The following is a 16,042-nucleotide window of genomic DNA, read 5'->3' on the forward strand; positions in this document are numbered from 1 at the left end:
AGCACTGTAGGCACTTGGCGGGTGATCCAAACGAAAGAACCTAGTCCTGTGTCCCCGCCTGCTGTTCCTCTCCGGTGACGAGGCCCGCCGGGCGACGGCCCGGTGGCTGCTGTGGCTCGGGCCGCGCGGGTGTGGGGGGCACCGGACGGTCCAGCGGGGCGTCGGTGGTCACGGTCATCGGTTCCCCGTGATGCAGCACGACCAGAGGCTCGCCTTCCACCAGCCGGTAACGCGCGCGGGACGGGCCGATGTCCACCTTCAGCCTGCGTCCGCGGACCAGCACGGTGAACGCCACCCTGGACAGTGCCTCCGGCAGGCGCGGTGCGAACGCCGGCAGATCGGGTTCTCCGTCTTCGCCGATGTACCGGCGCAGGCCGCCGAAACCCGCGACCAGGGCGATCCACGTGCCGGCGAGGGAGGCGATGTGCAGCCCGTCGCGGGTGTTGTGCTCCAGATCGTCCAGGTCCATCAGCGCGGCCTCGCCGAGGTAGGCGTAGGCCAGCCGGAGGTGCCCGGTCTCGGCGGCGAGCACGGCCTGGCAGCACGCGGACAGGGAGGAGTCGCGGACGGTGAGCGCTTCGTAGTAGGCGAAGTTGCGCGCCTTCTGCTCCTCGGTGAACAGGTGCGGGCACTCCATCATGGCCAGCACCAGATCGGCCTGCTTCACCACCTGCTTGCGATAGAGGTCGAAGTAGGGGTAGTGCAGCAGCAGCGGATAGTGCTCGGGTGGGGTCGCCTCGAAGTCCCAGCGCTGGAGACTCGTGAACCCTGCCGACTGTTCGTGCACGCCGAGGGAGTCGTTGTACGGCACCGCCATGCGAGCCGCGGCGTCCCGCCACACCGCGGTCTCCTCGTCGTCGACACCGAGTTCCGCGGCCCGGTCCGGGTGGCGCGCGGCAGCGTCCGCGGCGGCCAGCAGGTTCTGCCGGGCCAGCAGGTTGGTGTACAGGTTGTCGCGGGCGATGGCGCTGTACTCGTCGGGTCCGGTGACCCCGTCGATGTGGAAGACGCCTTCCGCGTCGTGGTGTCCGAGGGAACGCCACAGCCGGGCGGTGTCCACGAGGAGGTCGAGACCCTCACGGCGCTCGAAGTCCTCGTCCCCGGTCACCATGACGTACCGGACGGCGGCCATGGCGATGTCGGCGTTGATGTGGAAGGCGGCCGTGCCGGCCGGCCAGTACGCGGAGCTCTCGGCGCCGTCGATCGTCCGCCAGGGGAACGCGGCTCCCGACAGGCCCAGCTGGCGCGCGCGTTCCCGGGCCGCGGGCAGCATCCGGTGCCGCCACCTCAGCGCCGACGCGACGGTTTCCGGCGCGGTGAACGTCAGGACGGGCAGCACGTACGACTCGGTGTCCCAGAAGGAGTGCCCGTCGTACCCGGTGCCGGTCAGGCCCTTCGCGGGGATGGCCCGGTTCTCGTTGCGGACCGCCGCCTGGAGCACGTGGAAGAGGGCGAACCGCACCGCCTGCTGGATCTGTGCGTCGCCCTCGACCTCGACGTCCGCGCCGGCCCAGAAGCTGTCCAGGTAGGCCCGTTGCGCGGCGAGCAGCCCGTCCCAGCCCGTGCTGACCGCGGCCGCCACCGCTCCGTCCACCTGGTCGTGCACGGCCGGCAGTGAGCGCTCCCCCGACCAGCCGTAGGCCACGAACTTGACCAGCCGCAGCGCCTGCCCGGGCACCAGGTCCGCGGTCACCGTCAGACGGCTGACGTCGGGCTCGCTCTGCGCCGTCCAGCGCGTGCTCTCGGGGCCTTCGACGAGATGGTCGGCCGCTGCCGCCACCCGCAGTGCGCTGTGGGTGGTGCGGTGCACGAGCCGCAGACGGGTGTCCTGGGCGAAGTGCTCTTCGGCGATCAGAGGGGACTCGATCGCCGCGGCCACGCGGGGATCCCCGTGGAGGCGGGGCAGTTGTTCGTTGGCGACCAGCTCGGACTGCACGGCCACCGTGGTCGGTCCGTCGACCGGCTCGACCTCGTACACGATCGCGGCCACCGCGCGCTGGGTGAAGGAGACGAGCCGCTGCGAGGTGATCCGGACGGTGCGGCCGCCGGGCGACGTCCACCGCGCCGTGCGGTTGACGATGCCGGAGCGGAAGTCCAGAACGCGTTCGTGCTCCTGCAGCCGGCCGTAGCGCAGATCGCACGGGTGGTCGTCCACGAGCAGACGGATGATCTTGCCGTCGGTGACGTTGATCATCGTCTGGCCGGACTCGGGATATCCGTAGCCCGCCTCCGCATAGGGCAGCGGGTGCCGCTCGTAGACGCCGTTGAGGTAGGCGCCGGGCAGCCCGTGCGGCTCTCCCTCGTCCAGGTTGCCGCGCCACCCGATGTGTCCGTTGGACAGCGCGAACACCGATTCGCTCTGGGCGAGCACGTCCAGGTTCAGCTCGGTCTCGCGCAGGCACCACGGCTCGACCGTGTAGCTGGGATGGGTGATCACCGCGACTCCAGTAGCTCGGCCAGGTCACGGACGACGATGTCCGCCCCGTGCGCCCGCAGCTGGTCCGCCTGGCCCACCCGGTCGACGCCCACGACCACGCCGAACCGGCCCGCCCGCCCGGCCTCGACGCCGGCCAGGGCGTCTTCGAACACGGCGGCCTCGTCCGGTTCGACGCCGAGGTCGCGGGCCGCCTCCAGGTAGGTGTCCGGGGCGGGCTTGCCGCGCAGGCGGCGTTCGCGCGCCACGACTCCGTCGATCCGTTCCTCGAACAGGTCCTCGATGCCGGCCGCGGCCAGGACGTCTCGGCAGTTGGCACTGGACGACACCACCGCCCGGCGCAGGCCGGCCTCGCGTGCCGCGTGGAGGAAGCGGACCGAGCCCTCGTAGGGTTCCACCCCGTCCTCGCGGATCCGCTGCAGCACCAGGGCGTTCTTGCGGTTGCCCAGTCCGTTGACCGTCTCCGCTCGCGGCGGGTCGTCCGGTGTTCCCTCGGGCAGGTGCACCCCCCGGGCGGCGAGGAACGTGCGTACGCCGTCCTCGCGGGGGCGTCCGTCGACGTACTCGTCGTAGTCGTCCACCGCGTCGAAGGGCACGAACGCGGTCCCCTCGCGTGTCGCGCGTTCGCGGAGGTAGCCGTCGAACATCTCCTTCCAGGCCGCCGCGTGCACCTTCGCGGTCTGGGTGAGGACACCGTCGAGGTCGAACAGACAGGCACGGACATGAGCAGGAAGCCCCAGCATGTCGCCGAGGCTATGAGGCACCCGCGGGCGCTCACGTCAGGCCACCGTCCGGCACGCCGGACGACACCCGCACGGTCGAGGGCGGAGCGGCGGCCCAACGCAAGACCAGCACTCGGGGCGAGCGGCCTCCCTACGATGTCACCATGACGATCTCTGGACCGGGACAGCCGCTGATACGTGTCCTGCACGACGAGTCCCGACACGACCTGCGGGATCCGACTCGTCCGCGTCCTGTCCGTCTCTACCTGTGGGAACCGAGCCGCCCACAGCCTGCGCCTGCTCCGCTGGTCGTCGTCTCACACGGCACCGGGGGTTCGGGCAGCAGCATGGAGTGGCTGGTACGACCGCTGTACGAAGCGGGCTTCCGTGTCGTGGCCCTTGATCACCACGGCAACAACCACATCGACGGCTACGAGCCGGAGGGCTTTCTCCACGTATGGGAGCGGCCCCTGGACGTCTCCTTCACCCTCGAAGCGCTCGCCCGGGAACAGCTGCTCGGTCCGGTCGGCGTGGCGGGTTTCTCCCTCGGCGGTTACACGGCGGCGGCCCTTGCCGGGGCCCGTCTCGATCCGCAGATCGTGTCGGCCGTACTGACGGGAACGGTCCCTCTGCCGGAGATCCCCGAGTTCCCCGGCGCGCTGGAGGCGCTGCGGAAGAAGCACCAACGGGACGAGTCGTCACGACGTGTGCTGGATGCCGCCGCAGCAGACCTCTCGGATCCTCGAGTGCGGGCGGTGTTCCAGGTGGCCCCCGGAGTCGGCGGCCTCGTGACCCCGGAAAGCCTGGCAACCATACGAGTTCCTGTGGGCATCCGCTGGGGTGGAGCGGACACGGTCAACCCGTACGAAGTCGACACCAAACCGTACCTGGAGCACATCCCCACAGCGACTGGCTGCTCGGCCGGCCCTGACGTCCGCCACGACGACTTCTTCGCCCCGGAACCCGCCGACCCGGCTGTCCGCGTACGGGTCGGCGAGGAGGCGGCCGCCTTCTTCCGGCGGCACCTTGGTGACTGCTGAGGCAACGGCCCTCGGCTCACAGGCCGACGGTGGCTCTGCGCTGTGCCTGTTCGAACTCGGCGAGGGGATCGCCGCCTGCCTGCCAGGGCCAGGCGGTGACGATCCCACCGATGGCCTCGAACACCGCCCCGGCCTCGACCCGGCGATCGCCGGCCATCAGTGCGTAGGCGAGGAGGTTCAGGTCGGCAAGGGCCTTGGCGTGACGGAGGAATCCCGGCTGACCCCAGGTGTGCGCCACACGGTCGAGCGCCTGGGCGGCCATCCCCTGGGACCAGTGGGTCCGCGCCACCAGTGCTTCGTATCCGCCCCGGCCGAGAATGGCGTGGTACTGGAAGATCTGCGCGGTGAGTTCCGTCCCGGCGCAGGGCGCGTTGGAGGGCATACGGGCACACAGCGCGTCGACGAACTCCAGAACCTGGAGCCGGGAGCCTCCCTCCTCCGGGGTGAGGTAGCCCAGCATGTTCATGTACGCCTCGCGGTTCCAGCGGTCACGCGCGAGCACCTCGTTCCACACCCCGAACACCTGGGGCTGCTTCCAGCGCTGCCGGCGCGCCACCTTGAGCAGGGCCACCCAGGGGGTGGGATCGTCCGGTGCGAGTTCGGCGGCGCGCAGGCAGGTTTCCACGGCGTCATCCGTGTCGCCCGGACGGTCCTGGGCGTGGGTCTGTGCCACCTGGGACCAGGCGTGCAGCACGAGCGCGGTCGCATTACGGGGTTCACGCGCGGCCCAGGAGCCCGGCAGACGCGATGCGGCGAGGAAGTCCGCGAGGACGCTGATGCGGTGAGTACGGCGGTCCCAGTCACCCGGGTCCTGGTCCAGGAGCCGGGACAGCTGGGCCGTACACAGGTCGGTGGTGGCGATCGTTCCCGTCCTGGTGGTCGCCAGCAGGGACTTCAGCAGTCTGCCCAGTTCCTGGTCGTCGAGTTCGGGGGCGAGACGAGCCCGTTTGCGGCGGCTTGAGAGAAATCCCATGGCCGGAGGCTAAAACGGATCACACCACCCGCAAGGGCTGAGCCCAGATCGTTATCGATCACACACCCTGCGTGATCACTCGATGCGCATCGGGGGGTTTACCCCAGTGGAAAGGTGATCTTGGCTGCGTACGATCGCAGGGACTGACCACCGATTCGACTCGCTCCACACGGGGGACCTTCATGCAACGCCCACAGACCCGCGTCGTTACTGCAGTGGCTCTGGCTGCTCTCGCAGTCGGAGGCCTCTCCGCGTGCTCGGCACTCGGTCAGGACAGCACCTTCGAGGACGACGCCGAGGTGTCCCAGAAAGTCACCTCCGTCCGTCTCGACAACAGGAACGGACAGGTGACGGTGGACGCTTCGGCCGACGCGTCCTCGGTCTCCGTCCACCGCAAGGTCAACTACCGTGGTGACAAGCCCGGTGGCACGTCCTTCCGCGTCAGCAACGGCGTCCTGACGCTCTCCGGCTGCGGTGAGAACTGCGGCGTCGACTACGTCGTCAAGGTGCCCGCCGGTCTTCCGGTGACGGGGGGCACGTCCAACGGCGGCCTCACGCTGGCCGGTGTGGGTCCGGTCGATGTGCACACGAGCAACGGTGAGATCGCGGTGACCGGCGCGACGGGCCCTGTGAAGCTGCGCACGTCCAACGGCGACGTCGACGTCAAGGACGCCAAGGGTGGCGACATCGTCGCGCAGACATCGAACGGCGAGGTGACGATCCAGACGGTCACCCCGCAGAACATCAAGGCCCGGACGACCAGCGGCAATCTCACGGTCACGGCGCCGCCTGCCAAGTACCGGATCTCGGCGAACAACGCCGACGGCGACAAGAAAGTGGCGTTCACGAATGATCCGTCAGGCAAGTACCGCCTGGACCTGTCGACGACGAGCGGTGACTTGACTGTGAAATCGGCAGGGTAGCGGGCGGAAGGGCCCGGTGGCCGGCACGCAGCTGGGCCACCGGTTCCCCCGCGGTCTCCGGGGGCCCTACCGGGACTGCTCCTGCCGAGTGAGCGCGGTGATCAGGGCGTGGATCGGGTCGTTGTCGGAGTCGGTCCCGTGGGCCTCGGCGCCCTCGAAGGTGGCAGCCTCGGTGCTGCGCGGGAACATGGCCTCCTCGTATGCGGTGAGGGCGGCCTCGATGTCGTCGGGCTGGGCGGCCAGTGCCTTGCCGAGTTCGGCGCCGTCGAGCATGGCGAGGTTGGCGCCTTCGCCGTTCGGGGCCGAGAGGTGGGCGGCGTCGCCGAGCAGGGTCACCCCGGGCACCCGGTCCCATCGGTGCCCGGCCGGCAGGGCGTAGAGGGGGCGCAGGACCGGCGCGGTGTCGCAGTCGGTGATCAGCGCGGTGAGCTCGGGCGCCCAGCCGTCGAACTCCTTCGCGATCCGCGCCGTGGCCACGGCGGCATCGGCGAAATCGATGGCGTCGAACCAGTCCTGCGGCTCGGACAGCCCCACGTAGGCGTGCAGAGTGTCACCCCTCTCCCGGTGCGCGAAGAGTTCCCGGCCCGGCGTGTGCACGATCATCGACCCGCCACCGACCGCTTTCGCGGCGGCTGGGTGCCGGGTGTCGGCGTCGAACAGATAGGTCTCGACGACCGACTTGCCGGTGTACTCGGGTGTGGTGGCGGAGAGTAGCGGCCGGACCCGGGACCACGCGCCGTCCGCGCCGACCAGCAGGCTGGTGACGACGGTGCTGCCGTCGGCGAACGTCACCTCGTGGCGGCCCTCGCCGAGGGTACGGGTGCTGCTGACCTTGTGCCCCCACCGGACGGTGCCGGCCGGGAGTGAGTCGAGCAGGATCTGTCGCAGCTCGCCGCGTTGTACCTCGGGGCGTCCCCCCGTGCCGTCGTCGGCTTTGTCGAGCAGGACGGTTCCGTCCGGGTCGAGGATCCGCAGTGCCTGGCGGCCCTCCAGGATGAGGCCACGGAATTCGTCCATCAAGTCTGCTGCTTCGAGGGCGAGTTGGCCGTTGTAGTCGTGGATGTCGAGCATGCCGCCCTGTGAGCGCGCAGCCGGGGAGGGCTCCGCCTCGTAGACGGTGGCCGGTATTCCGTGGACGTGCAGGACGCGGGCGAGTGTGAGGCCGCCGAGCCCAGCGCCGATGATCGTGATGTCGGTGGTCATGGGGGCTTCCTTCCTGACCGTGGACGATTGCGATGCCGATGGCCGGTGCCGGTGCCGTTGTCGGCCGGCGCCAACCACTCCAATGTCCCGGCAGGCATCGACAGACCACCGACAGACCACCGACAGAAACAGCAGTCCGCCGTACGATGCTGTCGTGATCACCTGTGTTGTCGAGTACACGATCGACGCCGCGAAGATCGACGCCTTCGAGCGGTTCGCCGAGCGGTGGATGACGCTGGTCGAGGAACACGGCGGCACCCACCACGGCTACTTCCTGCCGGCCGAGGGCGCGAGCGACAAGGCGTTGGCCTTGTTCAGCTTTCCCGGTCTGGCCGCCTACGAGCGGTACCGAGAGCTGTTCGGCAGGCATCCGGACTTCGTCGAGGCCGATCGCATCCGGGACGACAGCGGCTGTGTCCTGCGCTACGAGCGCACCTTCATGCGGCCGTTGCTGCCGCGCCGTGACTGATCGGCGGAAGGCGCCGCGTACAGGTCGCGGAGCAGTGCGATCTCCGCTCCGTGGTGGATGACCTCACGGTTGACGTGGAGGACGACGGCCGCCAGCGGCCAGTGGCGGTAGGTGTCCCACAGGTCGTCGCTCGGGGCGCTCAGCGCGTGGGCGTCCAGTCCCCGCACTCCGGCGAGCCACCCCTCGTACGCCTCGTCGAGCTGGCGCAGCGCCTCCGTGGCCGTCGCCGCGTACGCGTAGGTCTCGTAGTCCGTCTTCGGGCCGCCGAAGTAGTGCGCCACCCGCATGCCCAGGACGCCGACGATGACGTGGCCGAGCCGCCAGGCGATGGTGGTGACCGGAGCCGGGTGCGGCTCGGGTGTCGCCCAGTCGATGACGTGGCTGCCCGATCCCGCCGCCGACGCCGTACGGCCGCGGTCCCGGGGGCGGATGTTCCAGGCGCCGGCCACCGGCTCCCAGAAGTACTCGTCGTCGCTCAGGCCGTCCAGCCGGGGGCGCAGCTGGTGGCGCCAGTGCCAGTCGAGTTGCGCCACCAGCTGCTCGTTCCAGTCGATCTCCATGGCGACGACCGTAGGCGGCGGGCGGGCGCCGCCGGTCCCGCAGCACAGCCGAAGCCCGGAAAGTATGAACGGCCGCCCCCCCGTTCGTGGGTGGTGACGTCCCGTCAGCCGTGGCCGGCCCGGCGCTCGGTCCAGTCGGCCGCGTTCGTGACGAAGTTCTCGATCAGCCGCAGGCCGGAGCGGGTGCAGACGCTCTCGGGGTGGAACTGCACGGACTCGATCGGCAGGCGGCGGTGGCGCAGGCCCATGACGTACCCGTCGTCCCGCGCCCTCGCGCTCACCTCCAGCTCCTGTGGGAGAGTCTTCTCGACGACCACCAGGGAGTGGTAGCGCGTGGCGGTGAAGCCGTCGGGCATCCCGGTGAAGACGCCGCGTCCGTCGTGCTCGATGGCGCTGGTCTTGCCGTGCATGATCCGCTCCGCCGGCCGGACCGCGGCGCCGTGGGCGGCGGCCACCGCCTGGTGCCCGAGGCACACCCCCAGCAGCGGGACCCGGCCCGCCGTCGCCCGGACGAAGCGCGGGTAGTCGTGGTCGTCGGGCGTTCCCGGCCCCGGGCCGAGCACGACCGCGTCCGTCCCCGGGCCGGGCAGGTCCGCGGCGTCCACGTCGGCCGCCCGTACGACCACGACGTCCACGCCCGTCGTCAGCAGGTACTGGCGGATGATGTGGACGAAACTGTCGAAGGCGTCGATGAGCAGGACCTTCACGTCAGCAGCTCCTCTCCCGTCACCGCCCAGTGAGCGGCGCTGCACTTGGCGAGGGTCTCCGTCCACTCCCGGTCGGGGTCGGAGTCGGCGACGATGCCTGCCGACGCTCTCGTGCGGTAGGCCCCGCCGTCGTGGACCAGGGTGCGGATGCACAGGGCCAGGTTGAGGTGGCCCCGGTGGCCGATGATGCCGACGGCGCCCGCGTACAGGCCCCGGCGCCGGGTCTCCAGCGCTTCGATGATCTCCATGGCGCGGATCTTCGGTGCGCCCGTCATGGTGCCGGCCGGGAAGAGGGCCGCGATGACGTCGAAGACGTCCGTGTCCGGCTCGGTCCGCCCGGTGACCGTGGACACCAGGTGCAGCACCCTCGTGTACCTCTCCGTCCGCAGCATGTCCGGAGCGTCCAGCGTGTCCCTGCGGCACACCCGCCCGATGTCGTTGCGGCACAGGTCCACCAGCATGACGTGCTCCGCGATCTCCTTCGGGTCCGCGCGCAGGGCTGCGGCCTGGCGTGCCGCCTGGCCCGGATCCGCGCCGCACGGCAGCGTGCCGGCGATGGGTCGCATGGTGAGCAGGTCGCCCTCCTTGCGGACGAACAGCTCGGGGCTGGCACCGATGACCGTCCGGCCCGCGAACGGCGCGAGGTACATGTACGGCGAGGGGTTGCGGATGCGCAGGCGCGTGTAGACGTCGACGGGGTCGGCGTCGCTCTCGATCGTCAGCTCGTGGCCGAGCTGTACCTGGTAGATGTCCCCCGCCCGCAGGTGGGCCAGGGCCTGCCGGGCGTCGGCACGGAACCGTTCGGGCGTCGTGCTGTCGCGCACGCGGCTCGGCGGCGGGACGTCGGGACACGCGGGTTCGTCCGCCGGTGCGGGCGGGACGGGGGTGAGGGTGTGCCGGACGGTCTCCGCGTCCAGCGGCGGCCACCCGGGGGCGTCGGCGAGCACCAGCTCGGCGTGCGACGGGCCGGTGTGCGGCTGCTCCGCCGTATACGACAGACAGCCCTGGAACAGGGCCAGGGAGAGGTCGGGCAGTTCCTCCTCCTGCGGGATGAGGCGCGGCAGGTTCTCGATGTAGTGCACGGTGTCGTAGCCGAGGAAGGCGAGGAAGCCGAAGTCCCCGGCGGGCTCGCCGCGTTCGCCGGGTTCGCTGGGTTCGCTGGGTTCGTTGGGTTCGTTCCTGACGAAGGCGGCGTTCAGCGCCCGCAGCGCGGTCCACAGCGCGCCGGGCGAGGGCAGGTGCAGCGATCCGCTCTCCGCGGCCGGCAGGCCGAGTCCCCTGCGCATCGCGCTGGCCGCGAGATCCGTGAGCGCCGGGACGCCGGTGGCCTCGACACGGCCGCGCGTGACGGTGACGGTGAGCAGGGCACGGAAGCCGACCAGGCTGCGCCGGCTGTCGGGCGCCGGGCCGCCCGCGGACTCCAGGAGGTAGACCTGGTCCCGCCCGTAGCGAGCGGCCAGCGCCCGGTACGCGGCGAGCGGCCGCGGCGCGGCACAGCGGGTACGCCGTACCGTGACGGCGACGGCCGGGGGGTGAGCGGGCGAGTGCGTCGTCATGGGGCGGCACTCCTTCCTGGCCTCTTCCGGATCGCGGCTGCTGCGGGCGGGGACCGGGTACGGACCCCGGTACGGGCGGGGACCGGGTACGGGTGGTCAGCCGGGCAGCAGGTGCCGCACCGCGGCCTGCCGGGCTGCTCGTACCTCGTGGTCCGGTTCCGCGCGATTGTCCTGGAAGCGCGCCGCCTTCCAGCTGACGAACGCACCGGTGTGGGTCACGGGGTCGAGGTCGGCGGTGAGTTCGACGCTCGCCCGGACGCCGCACCTGTCGAGGAGGCGCCGCGCGGTCGCTGCGGCCACCGCCGCCGCGTCGTCCTGGCGGTCGGGCAGCAGTTCCAGCCGTACGGTGACCCGGTCCGTGCCGTCGGGGCCGGGATCGACCACGATCTGGTAGCCGAGGCAGCCCCGCACGCCGTCCAGCAGCGCCTCCTCCAGATCCGCGGGCCGCAGGCGCCGCCCGCCGACGGTCACGTGGTCGGCGACGCGTCCCGTCACCGCGACCTGGGGACCGGGCCGGCCGCAGGCGCAGCGCTCTTCGGACAGGCGCACATGGTCGCCGGTGCGGTACCGGATGAGGGGCTTGATCCCGTCGACCAGCATGGTGAGGACCAGTTCCCCCTCGCCGGTCCGGCCGAGGCTCCGCCCGGTCGCGGGGTCGACGACCTCGGGGAGGTAGTTGGGACGCGAGAGGTGGAGCCGGCCCTCGGCACAGCCCGTGGCGATGGCGAGCGCCTCCTGGGAGCCGTACAGGATCGGCAGCGTGTCGGCTCCCCACAGCGAGGCGACGTTCCGGGCGAACGCCGGGGTGCAGATCTCGCCCAGCACCAGGAAGAGGTCGACCTTGAAGTCGCGGCGCAGGTCGTAGCCGTAGTGCCGGGCGGCCTTGGCCAGGCCCAGGCACAGGGCGGGCGCGCCCACGACGACCTCGACCTCCAGTTGGTGCATCAGGCGCAGGGCCTTCTCGAAGCCGACCCGCGGCGACTCGGGCCAGATCTTGACATGGGCCGCCCCGAGCCGCTGGGCCACCTCACCGAAGGTGTCGCCGAACGCGTACAGCTCGCTGGGGCCCATCAGCCCGATCACCGGCAGGCGGTTGCCGTAGCGCGCCGCGAACAGCCGGCGGCAGGCCTCCTCCACGTGCAGGTCGCTGGTGAAGACGTCCTTGGCGTCGCGCGGGCAGGGCGTGGAGGCTCCGGTCGTGCCGGTGGTCTCGTAGTAGACGAGGGCCTCGGACACGGGGGCGCACAGCACGTCCAGCAGTTCGCGGCGCAGGTCGTCCTTGGTCGTGTACGGCAGCTGCTCCAGGGATCGCGGGGTGAGGCCGTCGACATCGGCGGCGGCGAGGTGCCGGCGGTAGAACGGGGAGTTGTCCCGTACATGGCGGACCACCGTCCGCAGCCGTTCCGTGTCCCAGGCCTCCCATCGCTCCGCGCTCAGCGTGCCGTTGTGGTAGTCACCGGTGAACGCGGCGTAGGCGTCCCGGAACAGCGGGTCGACGTGGGCGTCGTTCATCGGCTTGCTCCCTGTGCGCGGCGGGGGGACCGGTGACGCTCGCTGGGGATGTCGACGGCCAGTGCGTCGCGGCCCGTCAGCTCGCGGTGTTCACGCAGCACCTGGATCAGGTCGACCATGCGGTGCAGCATGCGCGTGACCATCTCCATGCCCTCCTCGTCCTCCAGGGCGCTGCCGGCCTCGTCGCCGTAGACGACGGAGGGGAAGCCGTGGCCGGCCACGATCATCCGGTTGAGCAGGATGTTGTGGAGCAGGTGCGCGTAGGTCTCGACGTGGCTGTAGCGGCGCCCGGTGACCACGGCGCCCGCCACCTTGTTGGTCAGCCGCCGGTCGAACCGCAGGTACCCGGTGCCGGAGCGTTCGATGAAGGCGGGCATGAGCGGCGCGCTGCCGAATCCGTGGACGGGGGTGGCGTAGATGATGCCGTCGGCCTCGGCCATCCGGTCGACGACCGCGGCCACGTCGTCGTCCACCGTGCAGGGCGTGGTGCGGAAGTTGCAGTCGCCGCAGGGGCCGCATGGAGACATCCGCAGGTCGCGCAGGCAGACGACGTCCAGGCAGGCGCCCCGGCCCGCGAGTTCCTTGTCGGCGTGGCGGAGGATGGCCGCGTTGTTGCCGTCGGGCCGTTCCGAGCCGTTGACCGCCAGGATGCGGATCTTCTGGGTGCCGCTCACCACCTGCGCCTCCCTCGTGTGAACCGGTCGGGGCGTGGATCCTCGCCGGGCGCGGTTAGCCGGCGGTTACATCAGCGGCGCGAGGCGGCCGTGCAGCGCGTCGTCCAGGAGGCGCCGGGTGCGCGGGGCGGGCTGGGCGTCGAGTCCCTGGCTGAGCCGGCGCGCGCACACGTCGTGCCACGACTTGACGCTGCCCAGCTCGCCCCGCTTGCCGTGGACGTACATGAGGGTCTGGTAGGCCTCCTCCTGATAGGGGTCCACGTCCAGGATCTGCCGGCAGTACCGCGTCGCCGCGGCGTACTCGGCGTCGCGCAGGGCCAGTTCGCGCAGGCGGTGCAGGGCGCGCAGCACGGTGGAGCGGGTCCACTCCCGCTGTTCGGCCACCCAGTCGGTGGTCTCTCCGGGCAGGAACTCGCCGCGGTAGAGCGTGACGGTCTGCCAGTAGTGGGCCGTCGCCGCGGCGGTGTCGCCGCGGCGTTCGGCCAGAGCGCCTCCCTCGAGGTGGCGTTCCATCTCCTCGGCGTCGACCCAGACGCGGTCGGCGTGGAGGATGTAGCCGTGATCGCGGTACTCGATCGTCACGGCGGGCTGCCCCTGGCCGTCCGCCTCGGTCCGCAGCACCTGGCGCAGCGCGTGCATGGCGACCTTCAGCGAACTGCTGGTGGGTGTCCACTCGCTGCCGGGCCACAGTGCCTCGTACAGGTGCTCCCGCAGCATGAGACGGCCGCGGTTCATCACCAGGTACTGGAAGAGATGACGGGCCTTGCCCGCCCGCCACTTCAGGACGGGTGCGCCCTGGAGGGTGACGCTGAAGTCACCCAGGCAGCGCACCTCCACCGTCGCGTCGTCCGAGGTGTCGGCGTCCTCCGAGGTGTTCGCGTCGTGGGGGGCGCGGCTGTTCGCGTGCGTGTCGGGCATCGTGTTTCCCCCTGATTTCCCCGTTGTGTCCAGCACGAAACGGCAGGGGCCAACGTAGGAAGGTGCCATGTGCGCCAACAAGCCAACGGTCGGCCGGTGAGCCCTTCGCATCAGGGGGTGAGCGCCGAACGTCGTAGTCATGCCTACACCCTTGGGATCAGCCGGAGGGTGCTGTGCCGGAGCGGGCCGCGGGCCGAGCGGTTCCAGCCACAACGGCCGCGCGCACGGGCACAGGTTCGCCCGGGAGGTATAGCCTTGAACGGCGCTGAACACCGTCACTCGGGTCCGGTGCAGTAAGGGGGAACTGCATGGCGTCTGGGCAAGACTGCAAGGAACGGAATCGCCGGTCGAGTGCCTGCCTCACCCTCCCCGGGATCCGCGCAAGACGCTTTCGCCGGCATCCCGCCGTACGGGCGCGAGGCAGCGGCACATGACCGACCGAGCCACCGACACGATCACCATCGTGGTGGCCGACGATCAATCCCTGTTCCGCGAGGGGCTCAAGGAACTCCTGGCGACCGTCCCCGAGTTCAGCGTCGTGGGCACCGCGGGCGACGGCGACGAGGCCCTGTCCCTGGTCCGGCAGCACCGGCCGGACATCCTGCTCCTGGACGTGCAGATGCCGGGCCCGACGGCCGCGGCCGTGGTGGAGTGCACCTGCCGGCTGTCGCCGACGACCCGGACGGCCGTGCTCGCCATGCACGACGACACCGCCCTGATGGAGGATCTGCTGCTGCGCGGTGCCGCCGCCTACCTGGTCAAGAACATGGCCCGGGACGAACTCGTGTCGGCGCTGACCACGGTCATGCACAGCAGCGGGAACGTGCTGGTGTCGGTGCCGCAAGGGGCCATACGCGCCCTGGGGCGCAGCACACCCGACGTCGAGGAGCCCTCGCCCCGTGAGCTGGACATCCTGCGCCTCGTCGCACAGGGCATGACGAACCGTCAGATCGCGAGCAGACTGCACCTCGCCGAGGCCACCGTCAAACGGCACCTGACCAACGTCTACGGCAAGCTGGGCGCCGTCTCCCGCGCCGACGCGGTGCGCCGCGCGGGCACGCTCGGGCTCATCGACTTCTCCTAGCGCCCGCCGCGCCGGAACCTAGAATGAGGGCCATGTCCCGCTCCTTACGGCCACGGTCGCTCACCTGGTCCCAGGTGGCGGCCTGGCGGCTGCGCCGGCACCACCTGGTCGATCCGGTCACCGCGCCGGATCCGGGCGAAGCCGTGGAAGGCGTCGCGTCGGCGTTGTGCGGTGTGCACGCGCAGGTCATGTCGTCAGCGGAACAGGCGGTGGCGGCCCGCACCCGGCTCCCCGACACCGGGGCCGCGGTACGTGCCGCGCTGTGGGACGGCCGGAGGCTGGTCAAGACCTGGGCGATGCGGGGCACGCTCCATCTGCTGCCGGCCGCCGAACTCCCGTCGTACGTCGCCGCGTTACGGCACGACGGGCGCCTCCTGACCGAGCGGCTCCTGGAGCAGCAGGGGATCGCGCCGCGCGATGTGGAGCTGGTCCTGGACGCGCTGCCGGAGGCGCTGGGCGAGGAGACGCTCACCCGGGAGGAGCTGGCCGAGCGCCTCGGCGCCGTCACGGGCGACGAGGCGCTCGGCGACAAGGTGCGCTCGGGGTGGGGGGTGCTGCTCAAGCCGGCCGCGCGGCGCGGACTGTTGTGCTTCGGCCCGCAGCGGGGCCGCAACGTGACGTTCTGCGCGCCCCGGTACTGGCTCGGCGGCCACGGCCGGCCGCCCGGGGACACGGAGCCGCCCCAGCGGGCAGCGGTTCCCGACCGCGCGGAGCCGTCCGGACCGGCCCGGGCGCTCGGCCGGATGCTGGAACGCTATCTGCGCGCGTACGGCCCGGCCGCGCCGGACGATTTCGCTCGTTGGTGGGGCACGGGAACGCCCGAGGTGCGCGCGGCGCTGCGCGAACTGGGCGACGCCGTGGAGGCGACGAGTGTCGAGGGCCACCGGGCGTGGGCTCTGCGGGAGGACCTCGAGGCGATGGACCGCCCCGCGGCGGGCGACGCCCCCGTGGTCCGGCTGCTCCCGGGGTTCGATCCGTACGTCGTGGGCGTGTCCCGGCAGTTGGCGTCCCTGCTGCCCGACCCCGCGCTGCGCACGAAGGTCTCGCGCACCGCGGGCTGGATCTCACCGGTGCTGGTCGTCGACGGCCTGATCGGCGGGGTGTGGACGGCGCGGCGGTCGGCCCGGCGCACCGAGGTCGAGGTCGAGGCGTTCACGCCGCTGCGCCCCGGTCTGCGCCGCCGGGTCACCGAGGAGGCCGAGACGCTGCTGGCGGCCTCCGGTGACCACGAGGTCGCGGTCCGCTTCGCATAACCGGTCGCTAACCT

At 71.2% G+C, this 16,042-nt stretch carries 15 protein-coding genes; 5 read left to right on the forward strand and 10 right to left on the reverse strand.

Translation table 11 applies throughout. The features are described from left to right. Positions 1-40 precede the first annotated feature (40 nt). Together ACZ4U1_RS01740 and ACZ4U1_RS01745 are read right to left on the reverse strand one after the other, a co-directional pair. Complete coding sequence (locus ACZ4U1_RS01740) at positions 41-2,437, reverse strand: glycoside hydrolase family 65 protein (protein ID WP_467898285.1); 2,397 nt, start codon at positions 2,435-2,437, stop codon at positions 41-43. Continuing rightward, entirely contained in the window at positions 2,434-3,177 is a 744-nt protein-coding gene (locus ACZ4U1_RS01745) for an HAD family hydrolase (protein WP_467898288.1), read from the reverse strand. Before ACZ4U1_RS01745 ends, ACZ4U1_RS01740 begins: the two co-directional genes overlap by 4 nt. A 143-nt stretch (positions 3,178-3,320) precedes the next feature. Between ACZ4U1_RS01745 and ACZ4U1_RS01750 the strand changes: the two genes are divergently transcribed. Continuing rightward, positions 3,321-4,196 carry an alpha/beta hydrolase family protein gene (locus ACZ4U1_RS01750; protein WP_467898291.1) on the forward strand — a complete coding sequence of 292 codons (876 nt, stop codon included), beginning with the start codon at positions 3,321-3,323 and terminating at the stop codon, positions 4,194-4,196. Positions 4,197-4,212: 16 nt separating this feature from the next. Here the strand turns inward: ACZ4U1_RS01750 and ACZ4U1_RS01755 are convergent, their stop codons facing one another. Beyond that, positions 4,213-5,169, reverse strand: coding sequence for a hypothetical protein (locus ACZ4U1_RS01755; RefSeq protein ID WP_467898294.1), 957 nt, complete (start codon positions 5,167-5,169; stop codon positions 4,213-4,215). A 182-nt stretch (positions 5,170-5,351) separates the two neighbouring features. On the opposite strand from ACZ4U1_RS01755, the gene ACZ4U1_RS01760 reads away from it, so the two are divergent. Then, the gene (locus ACZ4U1_RS01760) at positions 5,352-6,092 is read left to right on the forward strand and encodes a DUF4097 family beta strand repeat-containing protein (protein ID WP_467898297.1); all 741 of its coding nucleotides are present in this window, start codon (positions 5,352-5,354) and stop codon (positions 6,090-6,092) included. A gap of 66 nt (positions 6,093-6,158) precedes the next feature. On the opposite strand, the gene ACZ4U1_RS01765 is transcribed toward ACZ4U1_RS01760, so the two are convergent. Next, entirely contained in the window at positions 6,159-7,295 is a 1,137-nt protein-coding gene (locus tag ACZ4U1_RS01765; protein ID WP_467898300.1) for an FAD-dependent oxidoreductase, read from the reverse strand. 154 nt (positions 7,296-7,449) lie between these two features. Here ACZ4U1_RS01765 and ACZ4U1_RS01770 point away from each other — a divergent pair, with 154 nt between their 5' ends. Beyond that, entirely contained in the window at positions 7,450-7,764 is a 315-nt protein-coding gene (locus ACZ4U1_RS01770) for an NIPSNAP family protein (protein WP_467898302.1), read from the forward strand. On the opposite strand, the gene ACZ4U1_RS01775 is transcribed toward ACZ4U1_RS01770, so the two are convergent. The 6 genes from ACZ4U1_RS01775 to ACZ4U1_RS01800 all read right to left on the reverse strand — a co-directional run bounded on the left by ACZ4U1_RS01775 (position 7,719) and on the right by ACZ4U1_RS01800 (position 13,691). Further along, complete coding sequence (locus ACZ4U1_RS01775; RefSeq protein WP_467898304.1) at positions 7,719-8,324, reverse strand: DinB family protein; 606 nt, start codon at positions 8,322-8,324, stop codon at positions 7,719-7,721. The genes ACZ4U1_RS01770 and ACZ4U1_RS01775 overlap by 46 nt on opposite strands. Before the next feature lie 104 nt (positions 8,325-8,428). Beyond that, positions 8,429-9,031: an anthranilate synthase component II gene (locus tag ACZ4U1_RS01780; RefSeq protein ID WP_467898307.1), complete on the reverse strand. Its 603-nt coding sequence runs from the start codon at positions 9,029-9,031 to the stop codon at positions 8,429-8,431. Then, positions 9,028-10,587 (reverse strand): anthranilate synthase component I family protein, encoded by a 1,560-nt coding sequence (locus ACZ4U1_RS01785; protein WP_467898310.1) that lies wholly within the window; start codon positions 10,585-10,587, stop codon positions 9,028-9,030. Before ACZ4U1_RS01785 ends, ACZ4U1_RS01780 begins: the two co-directional genes overlap by 4 nt. A gap of 96 nt (positions 10,588-10,683) precedes the next feature. After that, on the reverse strand, positions 10,684-12,099 hold the full coding sequence (locus ACZ4U1_RS01790; protein ID WP_467898313.1) for a phenylacetate--CoA ligase family protein: 1,416 nt from the start codon (positions 12,097-12,099) through the stop codon (positions 10,684-10,686). After that, positions 12,096-12,773 (reverse strand): flavodoxin family protein, encoded by a 678-nt coding sequence (locus ACZ4U1_RS01795; RefSeq protein ID WP_467898316.1) that lies wholly within the window; start codon positions 12,771-12,773, stop codon positions 12,096-12,098. The genes ACZ4U1_RS01790 and ACZ4U1_RS01795 overlap by 4 nt, the downstream gene beginning before the upstream one ends. Positions 12,774-12,839: 66 nt before the next feature. Further along, positions 12,840-13,691, reverse strand: a complete 852-nt coding sequence (locus ACZ4U1_RS01800; protein WP_467898319.1) for an AfsR/SARP family transcriptional regulator — start codon at positions 13,689-13,691, stop codon at positions 12,840-12,842. Between the two features lie 430 nt (positions 13,692-14,121). Here ACZ4U1_RS01800 and ACZ4U1_RS01805 point away from each other — a divergent pair, with 430 nt between their 5' ends. Beyond that, complete coding sequence (locus ACZ4U1_RS01805) at positions 14,122-14,775, forward strand: response regulator transcription factor (protein WP_467898321.1); 654 nt, start codon at positions 14,122-14,124, stop codon at positions 14,773-14,775. Positions 14,776-14,807: 32 nt separating this feature from the next. Then, on the forward strand, positions 14,808-16,028 hold the full coding sequence (locus tag ACZ4U1_RS01810; RefSeq protein ID WP_467898324.1) for a winged helix DNA-binding domain-containing protein: 1,221 nt from the start codon (positions 14,808-14,810) through the stop codon (positions 16,026-16,028). Positions 16,029-16,042: the final 14 nt, after the last annotated feature.

This window comes from Streptomyces sp. NPDC028928 (genome assembly GCF_055564915.1).

Excerpts from the sequence above, each read along its gene's own strand:
- ACZ4U1_RS01745 (WP_467898288.1), bottom strand. The coding sequence starts at position 3,177 with ATGCTGGGGCTTCCTGCTCATGTCCGTGCCTGTCTGTTCGACCTCGAC.
- ACZ4U1_RS01750 (WP_467898291.1), top strand. The coding sequence starts at position 3,321 with ATGACGATCTCTGGACCGGGACAGCCGCTGATACGTGTCCTGCACGAC.
- ACZ4U1_RS01755 (WP_467898294.1), bottom strand. The coding sequence starts at position 5,169 with ATGGGATTTCTCTCAAGCCGCCGCAAACGGGCTCGTCTCGCCCCCGAA.
- ACZ4U1_RS01760 (WP_467898297.1), top strand. The coding sequence starts at position 5,352 with ATGCAACGCCCACAGACCCGCGTCGTTACTGCAGTGGCTCTGGCTGCT.
- ACZ4U1_RS01765 (WP_467898300.1), bottom strand. The coding sequence starts at position 7,295 with ATGACCACCGACATCACGATCATCGGCGCTGGGCTCGGCGGCCTCACA.
- ACZ4U1_RS01775 (WP_467898304.1), bottom strand. The coding sequence starts at position 8,324 with ATGGAGATCGACTGGAACGAGCAGCTGGTGGCGCAACTCGACTGGCAC.
- ACZ4U1_RS01785 (WP_467898310.1), bottom strand. The coding sequence starts at position 10,587 with ATGACGACGCACTCGCCCGCTCACCCCCCGGCCGTCGCCGTCACGGTA.
- ACZ4U1_RS01790 (WP_467898313.1), bottom strand. The coding sequence starts at position 12,099 with ATGAACGACGCCCACGTCGACCCGCTGTTCCGGGACGCCTACGCCGCG.
- ACZ4U1_RS01800 (WP_467898319.1), bottom strand. The coding sequence starts at position 13,691 with ATGCCCGACACGCACGCGAACAGCCGCGCCCCCCACGACGCGAACACC.
- ACZ4U1_RS01805 (WP_467898321.1), top strand. The coding sequence starts at position 14,122 with ATGACCGACCGAGCCACCGACACGATCACCATCGTGGTGGCCGACGAT.
- ACZ4U1_RS01810 (WP_467898324.1), top strand. The coding sequence starts at position 14,808 with ATGTCCCGCTCCTTACGGCCACGGTCGCTCACCTGGTCCCAGGTGGCG.